At 41.3% G+C, this 18,340-nt stretch carries 20 protein-coding genes and 1 pseudogene; 11 read left to right on the forward strand and 10 right to left on the reverse strand.

The window, feature by feature from the left end; genetic code table 11:
* Positions 1-513: 513 nt before the first annotated feature.
* The gene (lexA, locus tag LKD46_RS11495; RefSeq protein ID WP_015525162.1) at positions 514-1,134 is read right to left on the reverse strand and encodes a transcriptional repressor LexA; all 621 of its coding nucleotides are present in this window, start codon (positions 1,132-1,134) and stop codon (positions 514-516) included.
* A 214-nt stretch (positions 1,135-1,348) separates the two neighbouring features.
* Here lexA and LKD46_RS11500 point away from each other — a divergent pair, with 214 nt between their 5' ends.
* The 11 genes from LKD46_RS11500 (at position 1,349) to LKD46_RS11550 (ending at position 11,530) form a co-directional block, all read left to right on the forward strand.
* Entirely contained in the window at positions 1,349-2,791 is a 1,443-nt protein-coding gene (locus LKD46_RS11500; protein ID WP_022427267.1) for a biotin/lipoyl attachment domain-containing protein, read from the forward strand.
* 19 nt (positions 2,792-2,810) lie between these two features.
* A complete protein-coding gene (locus LKD46_RS11505) occupies positions 2,811-3,503 on the forward strand; it encodes a YggS family pyridoxal phosphate-dependent enzyme (RefSeq protein ID WP_015525161.1) in 693 nt (230 codons plus the stop codon).
* Between the two features lie 24 nt (positions 3,504-3,527).
* Positions 3,528-4,181: a cell division protein SepF gene (locus tag LKD46_RS11510; RefSeq protein WP_021652063.1), complete on the forward strand. Its 654-nt coding sequence runs from the start codon at positions 3,528-3,530 to the stop codon at positions 4,179-4,181.
* Positions 4,182-4,185: 4 nt separating this feature from the next.
* A complete protein-coding gene (locus LKD46_RS11515) occupies positions 4,186-4,938 on the forward strand; it encodes a YlmH family RNA-binding protein (protein ID WP_021652062.1) in 753 nt (250 codons plus the stop codon).
* A gap of 20 nt (positions 4,939-4,958) precedes the next feature.
* Positions 4,959-6,050 (forward strand): 3-dehydroquinate synthase, encoded by a 1,092-nt coding sequence (aroB, locus tag LKD46_RS11520; protein WP_227574165.1) that lies wholly within the window; start codon positions 4,959-4,961, stop codon positions 6,048-6,050.
* A gap of 62 nt (positions 6,051-6,112) precedes the next feature.
* Positions 6,113-6,583 carry a signal peptidase II gene (gene lspA / locus LKD46_RS11525; protein ID WP_242872557.1) on the forward strand — a complete coding sequence of 157 codons (471 nt, stop codon included), beginning with the start codon at positions 6,113-6,115 and terminating at the stop codon, positions 6,581-6,583.
* A gap of 47 nt (positions 6,584-6,630) precedes the next feature.
* Positions 6,631-7,545 carry an RluA family pseudouridine synthase gene (locus tag LKD46_RS11530; RefSeq protein WP_110103146.1) on the forward strand — a complete coding sequence of 305 codons (915 nt, stop codon included), beginning with the start codon at positions 6,631-6,633 and terminating at the stop codon, positions 7,543-7,545.
* Positions 7,546-7,647: 102 nt separating this feature from the next.
* Positions 7,648-8,289: a cytidylate kinase-like family protein gene (locus LKD46_RS11535; protein WP_022427272.1), complete on the forward strand. Its 642-nt coding sequence runs from the start codon at positions 7,648-7,650 to the stop codon at positions 8,287-8,289.
* Positions 8,290-8,459: 170 nt separating this feature from the next.
* Positions 8,460-9,887 carry an AI-2E family transporter gene (locus LKD46_RS11540; protein WP_110103145.1) on the forward strand — a complete coding sequence of 476 codons (1,428 nt, stop codon included), beginning with the start codon at positions 8,460-8,462 and terminating at the stop codon, positions 9,885-9,887.
* On the forward strand, positions 9,884-10,333 hold the full coding sequence (dtd, locus tag LKD46_RS11545) for a D-aminoacyl-tRNA deacylase (protein WP_092069999.1): 450 nt from the start codon (positions 9,884-9,886) through the stop codon (positions 10,331-10,333). Before LKD46_RS11540 ends, dtd begins: the two co-directional genes overlap by 4 nt.
* 135 nt (positions 10,334-10,468) lie before the next feature.
* Entirely contained in the window at positions 10,469-11,530 is a 1,062-nt protein-coding gene (locus LKD46_RS11550) for a tyrosine-type recombinase/integrase (RefSeq protein ID WP_022427274.1), read from the forward strand.
* Positions 11,531-11,751: 221 nt separating this feature from the next.
* Here the strand turns inward: LKD46_RS11550 and LKD46_RS11555 are convergent, their stop codons facing one another.
* The 9 genes and pseudogenes from LKD46_RS11555 to LKD46_RS16765 all read right to left on the reverse strand — a co-directional run.
* Positions 11,752-12,009 (reverse strand): hypothetical protein, encoded by a 258-nt coding sequence (locus tag LKD46_RS11555; protein ID WP_015525151.1) that lies wholly within the window; start codon positions 12,007-12,009, stop codon positions 11,752-11,754.
* Positions 12,010-12,166: 157 nt separating this feature from the next.
* Positions 12,167-12,997 carry a rhamnulose-1-phosphate aldolase gene (rhaD, locus tag LKD46_RS11560; protein WP_110103144.1) on the reverse strand — a complete coding sequence of 277 codons (831 nt, stop codon included), beginning with the start codon at positions 12,995-12,997 and terminating at the stop codon, positions 12,167-12,169.
* 403 nt (positions 12,998-13,400) lie between these two features.
* On the reverse strand, positions 13,401-13,961 hold the full coding sequence (gene cyaB / locus LKD46_RS11565) for a class IV adenylate cyclase (RefSeq protein ID WP_110103143.1): 561 nt from the start codon (positions 13,959-13,961) through the stop codon (positions 13,401-13,403).
* A 4-nt stretch (positions 13,962-13,965) separates the two neighbouring features.
* Positions 13,966-14,313: a hypothetical protein gene (locus LKD46_RS11570; RefSeq protein ID WP_015525145.1), complete on the reverse strand. Its 348-nt coding sequence runs from the start codon at positions 14,311-14,313 to the stop codon at positions 13,966-13,968.
* 174 nt (positions 14,314-14,487) lie between these two features.
* A complete protein-coding gene (locus tag LKD46_RS11575) occupies positions 14,488-15,360 on the reverse strand; it encodes a DegV family protein (RefSeq protein ID WP_059085859.1) in 873 nt (290 codons plus the stop codon).
* A gap of 23 nt (positions 15,361-15,383) precedes the next feature.
* Positions 15,384-16,025 (reverse strand): GNAT family N-acetyltransferase, encoded by a 642-nt coding sequence (locus LKD46_RS11580; protein ID WP_059085858.1) that lies wholly within the window; start codon positions 16,023-16,025, stop codon positions 15,384-15,386.
* A 198-nt stretch (positions 16,026-16,223) separates the two neighbouring features.
* Positions 16,224-17,234 carry a HAMP domain-containing sensor histidine kinase gene (locus LKD46_RS11585; RefSeq protein ID WP_059085857.1) on the reverse strand — a complete coding sequence of 337 codons (1,011 nt, stop codon included), beginning with the start codon at positions 17,232-17,234 and terminating at the stop codon, positions 16,224-16,226.
* Positions 17,231-17,902: a response regulator transcription factor gene (locus tag LKD46_RS11590; protein ID WP_059085856.1), complete on the reverse strand. Its 672-nt coding sequence runs from the start codon at positions 17,900-17,902 to the stop codon at positions 17,231-17,233. Before LKD46_RS11590 ends, LKD46_RS11585 begins: the two co-directional genes overlap by 4 nt.
* A 10-nt stretch (positions 17,903-17,912) precedes the next feature.
* Positions 17,913-18,098, reverse strand: a pseudogene (locus LKD46_RS16765) (purine permease); the annotation flags it as partial.
* Positions 18,099-18,340: the final 242 nt, after the last annotated feature.

Here is an 18,340-nt window from a genome sequence, read left to right on the forward strand (position 1 = left end):
AGGGAACGCTGCTTCGTTGCACAAGAGATCAGTGAATGGAGAGTGGACGAACTAGAAGATTGGCAGCGAGATCTTATCGAAAAAATAAGAGTCGGTGTTGAGCTAAAAGACGATGATATTGTTAAAGCAATGGGTTATTAAAATCTAAATCATGAGCCTCTTTAATCGAGGAATTCAACGATTTATGATAACAACAACAAGTTCCAAACTAAATAAAATTCTGATTTTATTTAGACTACTAATCGTCTGAAACAAGCAAATATTGCTTAAAACAGAGGATAACGATTTTTACGAAAAACAGAAAAATCATGTTTGCGAAAGGATAAGAATGAGTAAAATTTGTTATATTAGTTTACTGTAAAAATATTATGTGAACTAAATAAGAAGAAATCAAAAAGCAGAAGTTTTCTGCTGAAAAAAAAGAGAGATATCTTTGTGGGGCTGTACAGCTACCTTAAAGATATCTCTCTTTTTAAATCACATTACATTGGGTGGGATCTGTTGTTTATATTATCATGAAAAGAAACGAAATACACCAAATACTTTGCCGAGGATCTGCAGATTACCGGTGATGATGATCGGTTCCATATTGTCGTTCTCCGGCTGAAGTCGATAATAACCATTTTCTTTGTAGAAAGTCTTAACTGTTGCAGAATCATCGATCAGAGCAACTACCATGTCGCCGTTTTCTGCTGTTGCCTGCTGCTTTACAAGAACCTGATCTCCATCAAAAATACCTGCATTGATCATACTGTCGCCTTTGACAGTCAGCATGAAACTTTGTTCATTGGGCATATATTCAGCCGGGATCGGAAAGTAAGCATCGATATTTTCCACTGCCAGGATCGGCTGTCCGGCAGCAACAGTGCCTACAAGAGGAACATTGACAACCTCGCGGCGGACCAGATTGAAATTATCATCAATGATCTCGATCGCACGGGGCTTGGTGGCATCTCTGCGGATATATCCGTTTTTTTCCAGAGCTTCCAGATGGGAGTGAACGGAAGATGTGGATTTCAGGTTTACTGCTTCACAGATTTCACGGACGGAGGGCGGAAAACCTCTGTTAAGGATCTCATTTTTCATATAATCCAGTATTTCCTGCTGCTTTTTACTGATTCTGCCATATGTCATGTGTACTTACCTCCCTGGGTTGATTTTATCTGCTGTCGACCATAATATGACAGCATCACGAAATTATATTTTGAATAGTATAACATACTTTTGAAAAAATGGCAAACGGATATTCGGAAAGTATGTTCGCACGTTTTAAAGCTTGTATTCATTTAAATAAAATGTTACAATAAAACGAACTTTAAGAGATGAACGATGTAAAGGAGGCATTCATTTGCCGGATAATAAAGTACATTCCGGAAAAACTCCGGGATTCTTAGCAAAGCTTCGTAAAATTTTTGGTCTGAACATTGGAACTGTAATGTTCGGAGCAATTTTTATCTATATGATCTTTAGTGTGATTCTTTATCTTACAGCTTCTCATATGGAATCTTATCAGGTTCCCTCCGGTCCGTTATCCATGAATGAGACATACACAGGGCTGGCGATCATGACAGAGAACGTAGTGCAGGCAGATGCGGGCGGTTACGTTACATATTACGCAAGGGAAGGTACCAAGATCAATGCCAACGGTGCTGTCTACAGTCTGAACAGTTCAAGATCTGCAGACAATGTAACCTCTCTGAACAGAGAGGAGCTGGCGGATATACGCAGTAATATGCAAAGCTTTTCCAAAGGATTTGATCCCAGCAAATTCAACAGTGCCTATAGTTTTAAATATCAGCTCAATGGAAGCATCCTTCAGTATGCTTCAGACAGTTCGGGAGCTTCTTCTGCAAGCACGACGTCTGAAGATGGAGAGGAAGCCACAGTTACAACAATAGTTTCCAGTGATCCGAATATCCGCCGTGCGCAGACAGACGGGATCATCCTGTATTCTACAGATGGCTACGAAACCAAAACCGTTGATAATGTCACAGCTGCTGATTTTGATCAGAATTCCTATCAGGAAACGGATCTGAAAACAGATGGACAGATAAAGGCCGGAGATGATATTTATACGATCATTACAGATGAACGCTGGAGTCTTTTGATTCCTTTAAGTGAGAAGCAGGCTGCTAATCTGAAGGAGCGTACATCGATCCGTGTCAAGTTCCTGAAAGATGATCTGACGCAGACAGGAGACTTTTCGATCATGGAGATCGATGGGGCTAAATACGGTAAGATTGATTTTAATAAGGGACTGATCCGATATGCGTCAGACCGGTTTCTGGAAATAGAACTTGTCACGAACAATGTGACAGGTTTAAAGATCCCGTTATCTTCTATCGTAACGAAGGAGTTTTATGCAATACCTTCCAAATATCTTACGACGGATGATGAAACACAGCAATCCGGATTTATGCTTTCCGGAAGAAATAAAAAAGGCGACAGTACGACAACCTTTGTCAGTGCCGGTATCTATGGCCGTGATGAGATCACAGACAAAGAAACACAGGAAACAAGCTATATTTATTACGTAGACAAGAATAAATTTAAAGAAGGTGATGCTCTTGTTGAGCCGGATAGTGGAGAGAAGTTTATCATCGGAGATACAGAAGTTTTGGAGGGAGTTTTCTGTGTCAATCAGGGATATGCGGTATTCCGCCGGATCGAGATCCTGGATGAAAATGAGGAATATGCGGTTGTATCAAAGGAAACCTATAATGGGCTTGTCCGATATGACCGTATTGTGAAAAATGCAGATAAAGTAAGTGAACAGGATATACTTTACTAATTAAAGGAGGATTTATATCATGGTAGCGGAAAATTTGGCACAGGTGCAGAAAAATATTAATGAATCCTGCAATAAAATTAACAGAGATCCGAATGAAGTCACACTGATCGCAGTAAGCAAAACCAAACCGGTGGAAATGCTGAAGGAGGCTTATGATGCCGGAGCACGTGTCTTTGGAGAGAACAAAGTGCAGGAGATCGTGGATAAATATGATCAGATGCCTTCAGATGTCAAATGGCATATGATCGGACATCTTCAGCGTAATAAAGTAAAATATATTGTGGATAAAGTTGCAATGATCCATTCTGTAGATTCGCTTCGCTTGGCCGAGACGATTGAAAAAGAAGCAGCGAAAAAAGCGGTTATTGTTCCGATCCTTATAGAAGTAAATGTAGCGCAGGAAGAAAGTAAATTTGGTCTGAAACCGGAAGAAGTTTTACCGCTTATAGAACAGATCGCAGATTTTTCACACATTCGGATAAAGGGGCTCATGACAATTGCTCCCTATGTTGATAATGCAGAGGAAAATCGCGAAATTTTCCGTGAACTTAAGAAATTAAGTGTTGACATTGCTGCTAAAAACATTAATAATGTTACTATGAGTGTTCTGAGTATGGGAATGACCGGAGATTACATGGTTGCCGTGCAGGAGGGCGCTACGATGGTGCGTGTAGGCACTGGTATTTTTGGTGCAAGAAATTACGCATTATAAGACTAATAAGATTGGAGATTTAAAATGGGCGTTTTAGACAAGTTTTTAGATGCCATCAAACTGAACGACGATTATGACGATGACGAATTGTTAGATGATAGCCTTCTTGAGGATGAGGACGATTATGATGACGATTTCCTCGATGAAGATGATGATATGGAAGAGAAACCAAAGAAGAAATTTTTTGAGAAATTTTCCAAGAAAAAAAATGACGAGGAAGAGGATTTTCTGGAGGATGAGCCGGAAGATGAAACGGTTAAGGCACCTGTTGCTAAGTCATCTGCAAAGACAGCTGCAGCCAAGGCCCCGGCAAGGCAGGAACGTATTTCCAGACCGGCACCTTCTTCCAAGATCACCCCAATGCGTACAAGCAAGCGTTCTTCCCAGGCTGCAAATATGGAAGTTTGTGTGATCAAGCCTACAACCATGGAGGAAGCAAGAGAAATTGCGGATACACTGGTCGATAATTCTACCGTGATCCTGAATCTTGAAGGAATCGATGTGGAGCTTGCACAGAGGATCATCGATTTTACTTCCGGTGCATGTTATTCACTTGGAGGAAGCCTTCAGCAGGTATCCAGCTATATTTTTGTACTTGGACCATATAATGTAGATATTACAGGTGATCTTCAGAATATCCTTGGCGGTTCTGTGCCGTCTGTTAGAGTGGGTTATTAACCTCATGGATAAAGAAGAACTTTTTGTTAAGAGAATCCGTGAACTGGCAAATCTGGCCTATCAGAGAGATATTACCACATTTACGGATTTTCTTAATTTAAATGAACGGAATATTTTAAACAGTCAGAATTTTCATAAGCTGGGTGTTACAGCGGAAGGTTTTGGCGGATATGAGAATGCAGAGCGTCAGATGGTAGCCTTTCACCCTGATGCTCTTGCTTTTACATGGGATTATCCCATTGATTGTATCCGGCTTGAGCCAAAAGCAGTGAAATTTTCAGAAGATCTGACACATCGGGATTATTTGGGAGCGATCCTGAATCTTGGGGTTGACAGGAGTGTTGTTGGGGATATTCTTATAGAAGATCATACTGCGAGCTTTTTCTGTCTGCGTCAGATGACAGATTTTTTTCTGGAGAATCTGTGTCGTGTAAGACATACCACAGTTGTGGCGTCGAAGATAGAAGATCCGGGTGATCTTCCGAGGCCGGAACTGAAACCAGTTAGTGGAACCTGTGCGTCCGTACGCCTGGATTCTCTGATCGCACTGGCTTTTGGGACTTCCAGAAGCAGTATTGTGCATTGTATTGAAGAAGGGCTTGTTTTTGTAAATGGAAAACTGATCACATCCAATGGTTATGAGCCCAAAGAGGGAGACATCATATCCGTTCGGAAAAAGGGACGTTTTATTTATGATGGGGTATCCCGTCAGACAAAAAAAGGACGTCTTGGGGTACGGATTCTGCTTTATATCTGAACAGCTAGGAGGAAAACGCAATGACAGCATCAAAATTACTTGTAAAACGAGAAGGTGATTTTCATTATCCCATCTGTTTTGAAGAAGATTTTTCTAATCTGGCACAGGTTATGAAGGAAGAAGGACTTGTTGACAGAAAAATCTGCATTGTAACAGATTCTAATGTGGGACCACTGTATGAAGAATCTGTAAAACAGGTTTTAAGTGAGGTAAGTTCCGATATTTCTGTGTTCACCTTTGAGGCAGGAGAAAAAAACAAAAACCTTAATACCGTTTCGGCATTGTATCAGGCCCTGATCCAAAATGGTCTTGACCGAAAAAGTCTGCTTGTTGCATTAGGCGGTGGTGTGGTAGGCGACCTTACCGGATTTGGCGCGGCAACTTATCTCAGGGGGATTGACTTCATTCAGGTACCGACAACACTGCTTGCACAGGTAGACAGCAGCGTTGGCGGAAAAACCGGCGTAGATTTTCAGCAATACAAAAACATGGTAGGAGCTTTTCACCAGCCACGTCTTGTATATATGAATCTAAGCACTCTTTCTTCGCTTCCGGCAGAACAGTTTGCCTGCGGAATGGGTGAGATTTTAAAAACAGGATTGATCTGTGATGGAGATTTTTTCCGCTATGTATGCTGTGAGCAGAAAGGGATCAAAAAGCTGGATATGGAACGGATTGCCAGAATGGTACGCAGATGCTGTGAGATCAAAGCAGGCGTTGTGGAGCGTGATCCTAAGGAACAGGGAGAGCGTGCGCTTCTTAACCTGGGACATACTGTGGGGCATGCAGTAGAAAAACTTAAGAATTTCACCCTGCTCCACGGACAGTGTGTGGGAGTCGGACTGGTAGCTGCGGCATATCTTTCCATGAAACGAGGACTTCTGACCAAAGAAGAATATCAGGAAATCTGCCAGGGATGTTCGGATTACGATCTTCCGGTGCATGTAGATGGTCTTATCCCGGAAGAAGTTCTTTTCGCAACAAAGAAAGACAAAAAAATGGAACAGGGACATATCAGGTTTATCCTGATGGATGGTATCGGAAAAAGCTTGATCGACAAAACAGTTACCGATGAAGAAATGCTTTCCTGTATTCAGGAGATAACTCTATGATCAGTCGTGTTAACCATCATCAGAAAATGTCTTTTAGTAAGTGTATGTCGGGGGACATTTTTTTGCTGATCTTACTCGTGGCTGCGGATCAGGGAGCAAAATGGCTGTCATATCTGTATCTGAAAGGACAACCATCGGTTTCGCTGATTCCTGGCGTACTTGAACTCCATTATCTCTATCCGGAAAACAGGGGAATTGCGTTTGGAATGTTTCAGGGAAGTGTACTCTTTTTTGCCATTGTGAGTGTACTGTTTCTGGGAGTGATCCTCTATGCATGGATCCGTATTCCGAAAGAGCGGTTTTATCTGCCGTTGCTCACCATTGCTACAGTACTTGCAGCTGGTGCACTGGGAAATTTTATCGATCGTTTTTTCAGAGGGTATGTGATCGATTTTATCTATTTCTCCCTGATCGATTTTCCGGTATTTAATCTTGCGGATGTTTATGTGGTTGTAAGTGGAATTTTTCTGATCCTGTTTGTATGCACGAAATACAGAGATGATGATTTTGCGTTTCTGAATATCAAACAGTGATCCGGGCAGAGATATAATGCATTTGTCTGTTCTTGTAGGAGATATAAATGGAAATATATGATTATACAGTAGAAAAAGAAGAATCAGGTATACGAATCGACCGCTATCTTGCTGAGAAAGACAGCGGTCTTTCCAGGTCTTTCCTTCAGAAACTTCTGAAAGAAGGACAGATTACCGTGGGAGAGAAGGCTGCCAAATCTAATTATAAGGTCCGTGAAAATGACAGGATCCATCTGGAGATCCCGGATTCCAGTGAGCCGGATATCGTTCCGGAGGATATTCCGCTGGATATTCTTTACGAGGATGAAGATGTACTGATCGTTAATAAGCCCAAAGGGATGGTTGTACATCCTGCAGCCGGGCATTATCAGGGAACACTGGTCAATGCAGTTATGGCACATTGTGGTGACAGCCTTTCCGGTATTAACGGAGTGATGCGGCCTGGAATTGTCCACAGAATTGATAAGGATACCACTGGGGCACTATTGGTATGCAAAAATGATATTGCTCACCGGGATCTGGCAGAACAGCTGAAACGTCACAGTATCCGCAGACGCTACCGGGCAGTTGTGCAGGGAAATCTGAAAGAGGATGAGGGAACCATAGAGGGACCTATTGGACGGCATCCGACAGATCGTAAAAAAATGGCCATCAATCATAAAAATGGTAAAGATGCAATAACACATTACAAAGTGCTGGAACGTTTTGGCGAGGCCACGTATGTGGAATGTCGTCTTGAAACAGGACGTACCCACCAGATCCGTGTGCACATGGCCAGTATCGGACATCCGCTTCTTGGGGACACGGTGTATGGTTCATCCAGAAATCCCTATCATCTGGAGGGACAGGCACTTCATGCAATGATCCTTGGATTTGTTCATCCACGTACCGGGGAATATATGGAATTTACAGCCCCACTTCCGGAATATTTTGTTAAATTGCTGACAAAATTGCGAAAATAGCTGGAAAACTTGTGGAATATAGTGTATAATAACTATATTAAAGAGGAAGCGGAGTTAATATTTGCAAATTCGCTGAATCTGAGCAGAAAGGATGTGGCTGTTATGAGTAACAATACAACAAGTTCTATTATTACTATCGGTCGTAAATATGGCAGCGCCGGAAGACAGATCGGCCAGGAAGTTGCTAAATATTTTGGAATCAAATGCTATGATAAAGAGCTGCTGGAGCACGCAGCCAATGACAGTGGGATCTGCAAGGAGCTGTTTGAGCATCATGATGAGAAGCCAACAAACAGTTTTCTTTATTCTCTTGTAATGGATACTTATTCATTTGGGTATTCCTCAGCCGGATTTACAGACATGCCTATGAACCATAAGATTTTTCTTGCACAGTTTGAGGCAATCAAGAAGCTGGCTTCAGAAGGTCCCTGTGTAATGGTCGGCAGATGTGCGGATTATGCACTTGCAGATAATCCGGATTGTTTCAGTGTATTTGTTCATGCAAACCTTGACTGGCGTATCAACCGTATTGCTCAGAAATACAATAAAAATGCCAAAGAGGCCAAGGACATGATCAACAAGACAGACAAAAGCCGTTCCAGCTACTATAATTATTATACCAACAAGAAATGGGGATCTGCGGACAGCTATAATCTTTGTCTGGATAGCAGCAAGCTTGGCATTGATGGAACTGCGAAGGCAATTATCGAAGCCATTCACATTTATGACAGCCTGAAAAAATAAACATCAGATTTTTAGGCACCCTGCCATTTTATGGCGGGGTGTTTTCTGTATCAGCGCGATACCCTGAAGTCGGAATTTATCTTTGCAGGTTATTGGAAAATAATGTTTATGTTTTTTTTAGACACAAACCAGAGATGCTATGTTATAATCACCTGGTGGAGGAAATTACTATGAAAATTCGTTGGAACCATCGCTATGTGCAGTTAGGTGTGACTGCATTTCTGGTTATTGCTGCCAGTATTTTATTTTATTACGGGATTTTCCATATGAAATCTCTGATCACCGGAATTAAAACATTTTTCGGTATTATGGCGCCGATCATTTACGGAGCTGCCATAGCATATCTGCTAACTCCCATTGTTAATTTTTTGGAGAGGAAGATCATTTTTCCGATTTTTGAAAAAAGGAATAAAGCACTTCAGAAAAAGGGGAGGAAAGTAGTACGCTGGATCTGTGTGATCCTTTCTGTATTTCTTATGTTTCTGGTCATTTATGCCCTTGTCATGATGATCCTTCCTCAATTGATTCGAAGCATCATGAATATTATTTACAGTTTTCCTCATTACGTAAGTGTAGTGGAAAACTGGTTAAACTCCGTCGTGGAAAAGGGATGGAAACTGAATCCGGATATGATCAGCCAGATCAATCAATATTCCAGTAGATTACAGGAGTATCTGACAAATACGATCCTTCCCCAGATGCAGTTTATGATGAAAAATATATCCGCAAGCTTTCTGGATCTTCTTGTTTTTCTGAAGAATTTCCTTATTGGAGCGATCGTATCTCTTTATATACTGGCGGATAAAGAGGGATTTGTTGCCAAGGCAAAAATGGCTGTTTATGCAGTTCTTCCAACCAAATGGGCAACCTTTCTTGTTCATTCCATGCGTTTTACGCATAAAACCTTTGGTGGATTTATCAGCGGAAAGATCCTGGATTCCGCAATTATCGGTGTATTGTGTTATGTTGGAACATCGATCATCGGAACCCCATATGCGATTCTGGTCAGTGTGATCGTTGGTGTTACAAATGTTATTCCGTTTTTCGGGCCATATCTGGGAGCAGTTCCATGTATTCTTCTTATTTTGCTGGTAGATCCCATTCAGAGCCTGTATTTCCTGATCTTTATTCTGATCCTTCAGCAGTTTGACGGAAATATCCTTGGACCAAAGATCCTGGGTGAGTCGACCGGACTGTCCAGCTTTATGGTTATTGTTGCAATCATGGTCGGTGGTGGTTTATTTGGAGTTCCGGGAATGATCGTTGGAGTTCCTGTATTTGCTGTGCTGAATGCTGCCGTATGGAAGCTGATCGGACGTAGTCTTGATGAAAAAGATATGTCTGCAGATGCTGAGTTTTATAGAGATATTGATTGTGTAGACCCCGTTTCCGGAAAGGTCCTGCCAATGCCGGTGAAAAAATCCGTATCAAAAGCACAGGAAGTTACAGTAAAAGCGGAAAAAAACAGAATCTGGTCCGGGGCTTGGGATGAAATTAAACGAATGTTTACATTTTTAGTTAAATTTATTCAGGCGAAATATATAGGCTTTCGATTGAAGCAGAAAAACAGACGGAGACGGAGGAAGAACAGGTTATGAAATTTGTAATTCAGCGTGTAAATCATGCAGAAGTCAAAGTAGACGGAGAAATTGTCGGAAAAATTGGAAAAGGGTTTCTTGTTCTGATCGGCGTTGGCCGTGAGGACACCAAAGAGGATGCAGACTGGTATCTGAAAAAGCTTCTGGGACTTCGTATTTTTGAGGATGAAAATGGAAAGACCAATTTGTCCCTGGCGGATGTAAACGGGGAATTGCTTTTGGTTTCACAGTTTACCTTATATGCAAACTGCCGTAAGGGAAACCGTCCAAGCTTTATAGAAGCCGGTGCACCGGATGAAGCAAATAAATTATATGAATATATTATTTCGGAAGCCAGTAAACAGGTTCCGGTTGTGGAACACGGAATTTTTGGTGCAGATATGAAAGTATCTTTGGAAAATGACGGGCCGTTTACCGTTATTTTTGATGAAAATCTACGGAAGTAGCCGTTTGCACTACCCATCTATTTGAAAAACTCGGGTTTGTCGTATAGATATAGATGAGTGTAAAACCACTTCTTTTAACAGATGTTTCAGGTATTTCCTGCAAATTATGTAAAATTTATATATTAAGGAGTTTTTATGGATAACAAAATTACTTACCACGAACAAAATGACATTGACAATACTTTAAAACTCCGTGAGGTTTTAAAAACGCTTCCGCCATTTTGCAGGGATTATTTCCGGGCTATTGATGCAACGACTACAACCAAGACCAGAATTTCCTATGCATATGACATTCGTATATTTTTCCAGTTTTTACTGGAGCAAAATCCAATGTTCAAAGACAAAACCATGTCGGATTTTACAGTTGATGTTCTGGATCAGGTCAAAGCTGTTGATCTTGAGGAATATGAAGAATTTCTCAAAGTTTATAAATCCGCGGACTCTTCCAAAACGGAAACAAATGGTGAACGTGGCGTCAAACGTAAAATTTCTGCTTTAAGAAGTTTTTATGCTTATTATTATAAACATGAAATGATTACCACCAATCCGTCTGTTCTGATCGATGTGCCCAAGATCCATGATAAGAATATTATTCGTCTGGATACAGATGAGGTTGCCATGCTGCTGGATTATATTGAGCATTGCGGAGATACGCTGACCGGGCAGAAACGGATGTACCATGAAAAAACGAAGGACAGAGATCTTGCTATTGTTACTCTCCTTCTTGGTACCGGGATTCGAGTATCGGAATGTGTCGGACTGGATGTTGAGGATGTAGACTTCAAAAACAATGGAATCAAAGTTACCCGAAAAGGCGGAAATGAAATGGTTGTATACTTTGGTCCTGAAGTAGAAAAAGCGTTGAAGAAATATCTGGAAGTCAGGGAGAATATTACGCCTCTGGCAGGCCATGAGCACGCTCTCTTCTATTCTACCCAACGCCGCCGGATCGGTGTTCAGGCTATCGAGAATCTGGTTAAAAAATATGCCAGGGAGATCACAACTACAAAAAAGATCACCCCGCATAAGCTTCGCAGCACCTATGGTACTGCCCTGTACCAGGAAACCGGTGATATTTACCTTGTAGCGGATGTTTTGGGTCATAAGGATGTCAATACTACTAAGAAGCATTATGCGGCTCTGGATGATGCTAGACGGCGTCAGGCGGCCAAGGCGGTACGTCTTCGCGAGGACTGATGAATAATGGGACTGCGGAGCAACTGATTCGTTTGACATGCATTGCATATAAATATAGAGACAGTTAGTTCACATAATATAAATTATGTAAATCAACTGCCTCTATATATTTAATCAGATCAAGAAAATCTCAAATTCCCTGTAGGGTTCAAAAAACCTTAAGCAGTGATTATGGACATCTGTATTATATCCATGACCCAAAATCAAAATCCGTACTTAACTTATTTATCAAAATCTGTCTCGAATACACCCTCCGGAGTACGCATGGTAAGAACACCCAGATTAAATTCACTGTCCATAATTGAGATATGATATTCAAAGATCACATCATCATCAAATTTGGAAAGCAGCACATAGCTTCCATTCTCTTTCCCATCGATCTGATCGCAGATGTCGTCGTAAACGTCCTCTCCGGAAATCTTTCGCGGGTATCCGCTTGCTTTGATCTTCTCTTCGATCGCTTTATATAATTCTTCCATACTTTATCCCATATCCTTTCTGATATTAATTTGCTGATAAACCAGATATGTTTTTATCATACCAGATTTATCGGCAAAAATCAGCAAATATTTGGTTGTTTCTGATAAAGTTTCAGATAGAGATACCGATTATAGGATTTGCTGCATATGAAGGATTTTATTTCTTTTCGTAAAGGAATTCTTCCGGCAAAGTTACTTTGAAATCTTTTGCAAGAGCACGGAAGTCATTCGGTGTGATGGTCTGCAGTTTCTGCGGAGCCATGGATAAGATCTTAACCAGGATCTCTGCGGATTTTTCAACGGTATGAAGAAGTCCGAAGGTCAGGTCGAAATCCTCGCCTGAGCAGAACATACCATGATGCGCCCAGATAACCACATCATATTTTTTCATCAGTTCAGCAGTTTTGATCGCGATTTCTCTTCCGCCTGGAACCATCCATCCGATAACTCCCACACCATCCGGAAATACTACCGGACACTCTGTTGCAGATTCCCAGAGTTCACGGGTGAATACTTTGTCATCCAGAGGAAGAACAAAGGTAAGTGCAATGGTATTGGTGGTATGTGCATGATAAATAACACGATGTCTTCCGTTGGTAAGCTTTTTCTTTACTTCATGGTTCATAAGATGTGTCGGGAGCTCGCTGGTCGGTCTTCCTCCCTCTACAAGACCCCAGCGGATACGGTAATTGGTTCCTGTCTCGTCAAGCTCAATGATCGCAAGACATACTTCCGGGTCAACGATGATATTACGGAAGTATTTTCCACTTCCTGTTACCAGGAAAAACTCTCCTGCCAGTCCCGGAACCTCAACACCGATAGGGGTCCATTCTCCAGGTGCGTTCAGTCGTGGACGGATCATCTCTACTTCTTCTGCTTTCAGACGATAGCTTAAGTTTCCACCGTTTCTCTCGTGCCATCCCTGCTGATATCCATCGTCTGCCATTTTGATAAAACCCTGTACGAATTTAGATTCAAGAATTTTCATAATATATTCCCTCCGTGTTTAAATGTGGTTTGTTGTTGTGTTTACGATTGCTTTAATATGCTTTCTTGTTGTTTGTGACTTCATTATATGCCCGATTGTGTGGATTTGTAAAGGGCTTTTTTGAAAAAATATCAATAAATCCACATATAAAATACGAAAAATCTTGTAAACATTCAATAAACCACATAAAAATAAACACAAAACAACAAAAAACACAATTGGTCAATAGTAATGACATGTACATTGAATGTGGTTTGATGTTGCTTTGTGATATGGGATTTATAGTATGGTAGATAAACTTGGAACGCCGAAGAATTGTAAGAAAAGAAAAAACAGGAACATTTCCGTATTCTGTACCTTAGATACTCACACGAAAATATTCCTGCTGGTTTAAAAAAGATTTTTATTTAATTTTTTTCGGAAGCATACTGAGATAAGAAGTCTGTACAGTGTCCGACATGTGATATCCCAATATGGCAAGCAGATCTTCCATTTTGGATAAAATTTCTTTCCGCTCACTTTCCTGCTCTGTGATCACCTCAAGCTCCAGAAAGTCTCCAAGTCCCTCTACCTGATCCAGACAGGCGGTAAATCTGCCACATTTCATATACTTTCGCATTTTCATGACCGACGCTACCGGAGAAAAATCCAGATGGATGAGAATATTTTTAAGCACTTCTGCATCGGATACTTCTGTTTCCAGTTCCATTCGGGACATGGAGATTTTATCCAGTTTGGGCCCCTTAAAATTAATCTGAGTCTTAGAAATACCGGATCTGCAGTCTGTGCTTGTTCGGATACGCAGTGCTTCATCACGTTTTTTTACATCATGATAGACACTGTTAAAATAGGTATCTTCTTCCTGGATCTGTGCTGTCTCCTGAAATCCCTGCTCTGTCAGAAATTTCAGGGTTTCCTTAAGATTCTTTAATGGAAGCTTGATCTCAATTTCAAACTGGGCCATGTGATTACTTCAGAATTTCTGCTTTTTTGTTCAGAAGTGCTTCGCAGGCTGCACATGCTGGGCAGTCACAGTATTTTGCACCGGAAGCTTTGATCTCCTCAGCATGAGCCAGGATCTTTTTTGCGTCATCTGCGCCAAATACCTGTGCACCCATGTCAGAACCTGCAAAAGAGATCAGTCCGTCGATGGGCATGATATCTGCTTCCAGCTCTTTTACGTAAGCAGTTGCCGCATCTGCTTCTTTCTCAGTTCCTGCCGCATCCAGATAATTCTGTGCCGCTTCTTTTACTTCTTTGCATGCAGATGGTGCCTGAAGAAGATCCTGTGTTAATTCTTTAATTGTTTTTGCCATGATAATTTCTCCCTTCTGATCATAGCACTTCCAGAAATTACTGCATCAAGTTCAGCTGTGCAGAACATGAATGGTTGGAAGTGCTATAATAACAGATAAAATCTGCCTGTTATGTATTGATAACAATATCATACCACAACCCTGGATTATTTGCAGAAAATATTGAGACGTTTTTTATAAAGGCATGCAGGAACATCCGATTCCCAGTCCGTCCGGGCCAATATGGCAGGAAAGTCCAAGGGAAAGATCATCACACATCACATCCATTCCCGGAAAGCTTTCCCGGATCTGTGAGATCCAGTCTGCGGTAATTTCCGCAGTGCTGCTGGAGGCAGCCATAAGATATACTTTTCCAGCATCATATTCTTTTTTGAAAGTTGTTTCCAATTCTCTGTGCATAGCATCGATCATGGCTTTTCTTGATTTTTTCATGCCTCTGCATTTCTGGAAAACATCCAGCTTACCGGTTCCAAATTTCATAACCGGTTTGATATTGAGAAGATTTGCGGCCAGTGCTGTGGTGGTATTGATACGGCCTCCCTTTTTCAGATATTCCAGTGTGCTTAATCCGACATAGATCACGGTTTTTTCACGGGATGCTTCCAGAATATCCTTGATCTGCGGTGCTGTATATCCATCTTCCACAAGGTCTATCGCATCCAGAATGGAACGGTGAAGGGGTGTGGAAACACGCCCGTTGTCTACCACAAACACTTTGTTTTCGTATTTGGGTTCCTGAGACAAGGCGGCAGCAGTCATGCAGGAACCGCTTAAACTACTGCTCAACGGAATGTAGAGGATCTGATCATAAGATAAAAGCATTTCGTCCCACATTTCCATAACTTCCTGTGGGGAAGGCTGTGAAGTTGAAACATCTGCTCCTTCACGCAGCTTCTCATAAAATCCTGTTCTGGAAAAATCCAGGTCTTCATGAAACAGTTCTCCATTCAGATAAAAAGGCATGGGAAGGACATGAATATCCAGTTCCTCTGCTTCTTGTTTTAAAATGCCACTGTGGCTGTCAGCCATGATTCCAATTTTTTTCATTTTCCATTTATCTCCTGCGTAATTTATGAATGTGTTTCGCAACGCGGTTCTTTTTTATAAAGAGCTACACTTTCCCGGAAGCGTTTTTTGTTTAGCTCCCGCATCTGGGAAACCTCGTTTTTCTTTACGAAACCATGACTTTCCATAAAGGTTCTTTGATCCAGCTGGTCCATATATATGGAATAATCCGTATCCTTCTCTGTTGAAATCTGTTTGAGAAGCCCGGTACCGATTCCGTTTCTGCGGTAATCTTTGCTTACATAAAGAAAGAGGATATTTCCGGGAGTCGGTTTCTCCGGGGAAACAGTCAATTGTTTTTTCATATCCTGAAGTTTGTTAAAATGCTCCAGATTCTTCCGGCCTTCCTTAGTAAACTTCAGGCGCAGGAAATGATAGCCTTTTTTCAAACGGAAAACCGGGGCAAAATGGCCATGAGATTCTTTACCGGTAATGAGCACCCCAACTACCTGATCACGGTAGGTTGCCACGGTAACGCTATCTCTGTATATCATATAGGTGTAAAAGAAAAGTCTGGTCAGACGTTTTTCGGTATGTGTTTCCTCAAACTCCCAGCGGTCTTTATAATTTCTTCGGATAAATTCCCGGATTATTGAAAAATCTTCCTTTTCTGCTTTCCGGTAGGCAGGTGCTTTTTTTAATAACATAGTCCATATCTCCTGTATTTTTTCATAAATAACTATCCTATACTTTAAAAGATGATCTGCAACTTAACATCAACTGTTTCTCAACAATTGTTGAAGTTTATGAAAAAGTTTATATAAATAAAAAACAACGGAAGAACCTCATGAAAAATAAGGTGTCCGCTGTTTTTTGGTTTTATGGATATGTGTAAAATATTTGTTTTACAGTATAACAGTAAAACGACAGCCGCTTCCGGGAATATTTTCCACGGAAACGGTTCCCTTACACAGGTTCAGGATCTGTTTTACAAGGGCAAGTCCAAGACCGTTTCCCTCCTGTTTATGGGAACTGTCGCCCTGGTAAAATTTGTCAAAGATATGTTTCATGGAGTATTCACTGATCTGGGGGCCTTCGTTTTCTATGGAAAAACGGATCTTTTCTCCTTCCGGCATCATCCGGATATAGATCGTACCACCACAGGGACTGAATTTGATAGCATTGGAAAGCAGATTGTCCCATACATGACAGATGAGATTTTCGTTTCCAAGATACTCCACATCCATCATGTCCACATCAAATTCAATTTCTTTTTCTGACCATTTCGGTTCCATCATAACAATGGATTGTCGGATCTGCTCATCCAGACGGTACCAGTTCTGACGGGTCTGGATCGACTGGTGTTCGATCTTGGACAGCAACAGGATATTTCCTGCCAGGTGGGAAAGCCTTCTGGTGTTAAAAAGGATTTTGCTGATGTACTGCTCCTGCTCTTCTGATATAGGCATGTCATCATCCTGCAGCAGAGTTGCATAACCCTCAATAGCACTGATGGGAGTTTTGAATTCGTGGGAAACATTGGAAACAAAGTCTGTCTGCAGAATCTCCGTTGCTTCCAGTTCCTGGACCATCAGGTTGAAATTAGAATAAATATCCCGGATTTCCTTCATTTGCTTTTCCGTTTCCAGTCGGACGGAAAAATCGCCTTCAGCAACCTGTTGCATGGCTTTTTTCAGCTTTAGTACAGGACCGAAATACCGGATACTGAGAAAGTTGTTAAGGACACCCCCTGCGGTCACGCTGGCCAGGATGATCCATACGATGTTCGGAACAGCTGAAATATGCAGTACATCCATAACAAGCCAGGATATCAGAGATACACAGACAAGCTCCAACATGATCATAAAGATAAAACGTAAACGAATGCTTAAATTTATGAAGAGTTTCTTTTTCATGCCTTTACCACCTTATATCCAACTCCACGGATCGTCACGATCTTAAAATCCGGATTATCGCGAAAGCGTTCCCGAAGCCTTCCAATGTGGACATCTACTGTGTGGGCATCGCTTGCGGAATCATATCCCCAGATATCATCCATAAGCTGTTGCCGGGTAAAGATTTTTCCCGGAAAAGAAACCATCTTATATAAGAGCATGAATTCTTTCTGAGGAAGTACCATACTTTCCGAGGAGGTGGAGACCGTCAGGGAATCGCACTCCAAAATGGTATCTCCGATTCGCTGTTTCCGCTCATTGATCATCTGTGCTCTGCGGAGAAGTGCACCTACCCGCAAAACCAGTTCATTGATATTGACCGGTTTCACCATATAATCATCGGTACCGGACAGAAATCCCATACGCATATCATCAAAAGCATCTTTGGCAGTGACCATAAGTACAGGAATGGAATCTCCGGCATCTCTGAGTGAGCGGACCAGTTCATAGCCATCCATGTTGGGCATCATTATGTCCGAAATGATCAGATCGTAATAATCTTTTTCCAGGGCATCCAGCGCTTCCTGTCCGTCAGAGACCCCTTTTACTGTATAACCGTTTTTTAAGAGGACATGCCGGAAAAGCTGGCGGAGTTCCAGGTCATCTTCTGCAATGAGAATTTTAAACATTTTTACATCCCTATTCCTTGATCTTTTCAATGTCCATGTTTTCAGGCAGGATACAGCTTAAAACAATGGATATGATAAATACAACAGCAACTACATTTTGCGCAAAAACGGACTGTATGATCGACGGGAAAATATCCCAGATCCCGCTCTCACTTGCTGTGGTGAATCCGATTCCGACAGCAAGTGAAAGAGATAGGCGGCAGCAGTCCGATGTGAAACAAACTACTATTATAAGAAAAATTACGGAATAATCATAACATAGATTCGTTGTGGAAACCAGACGGATTTTGATGAATAAATGTAATAATAGATGAATTAGGTCATATTATGAATATTTATACACGAAAAAAAGAAATACCCTCTTGCATTTTCGAAACTTTTACTGTAGAATTATTAACCAGGTAAACACAAATGTATGCCATACCCGAACACTGATTA

The organism is Blautia fusiformis (assembly GCF_020686995.1).
Lineage (GTDB): Bacteria > Bacillota > Clostridia > Lachnospirales > Lachnospiraceae > Blautia_A > Blautia_A fusiformis.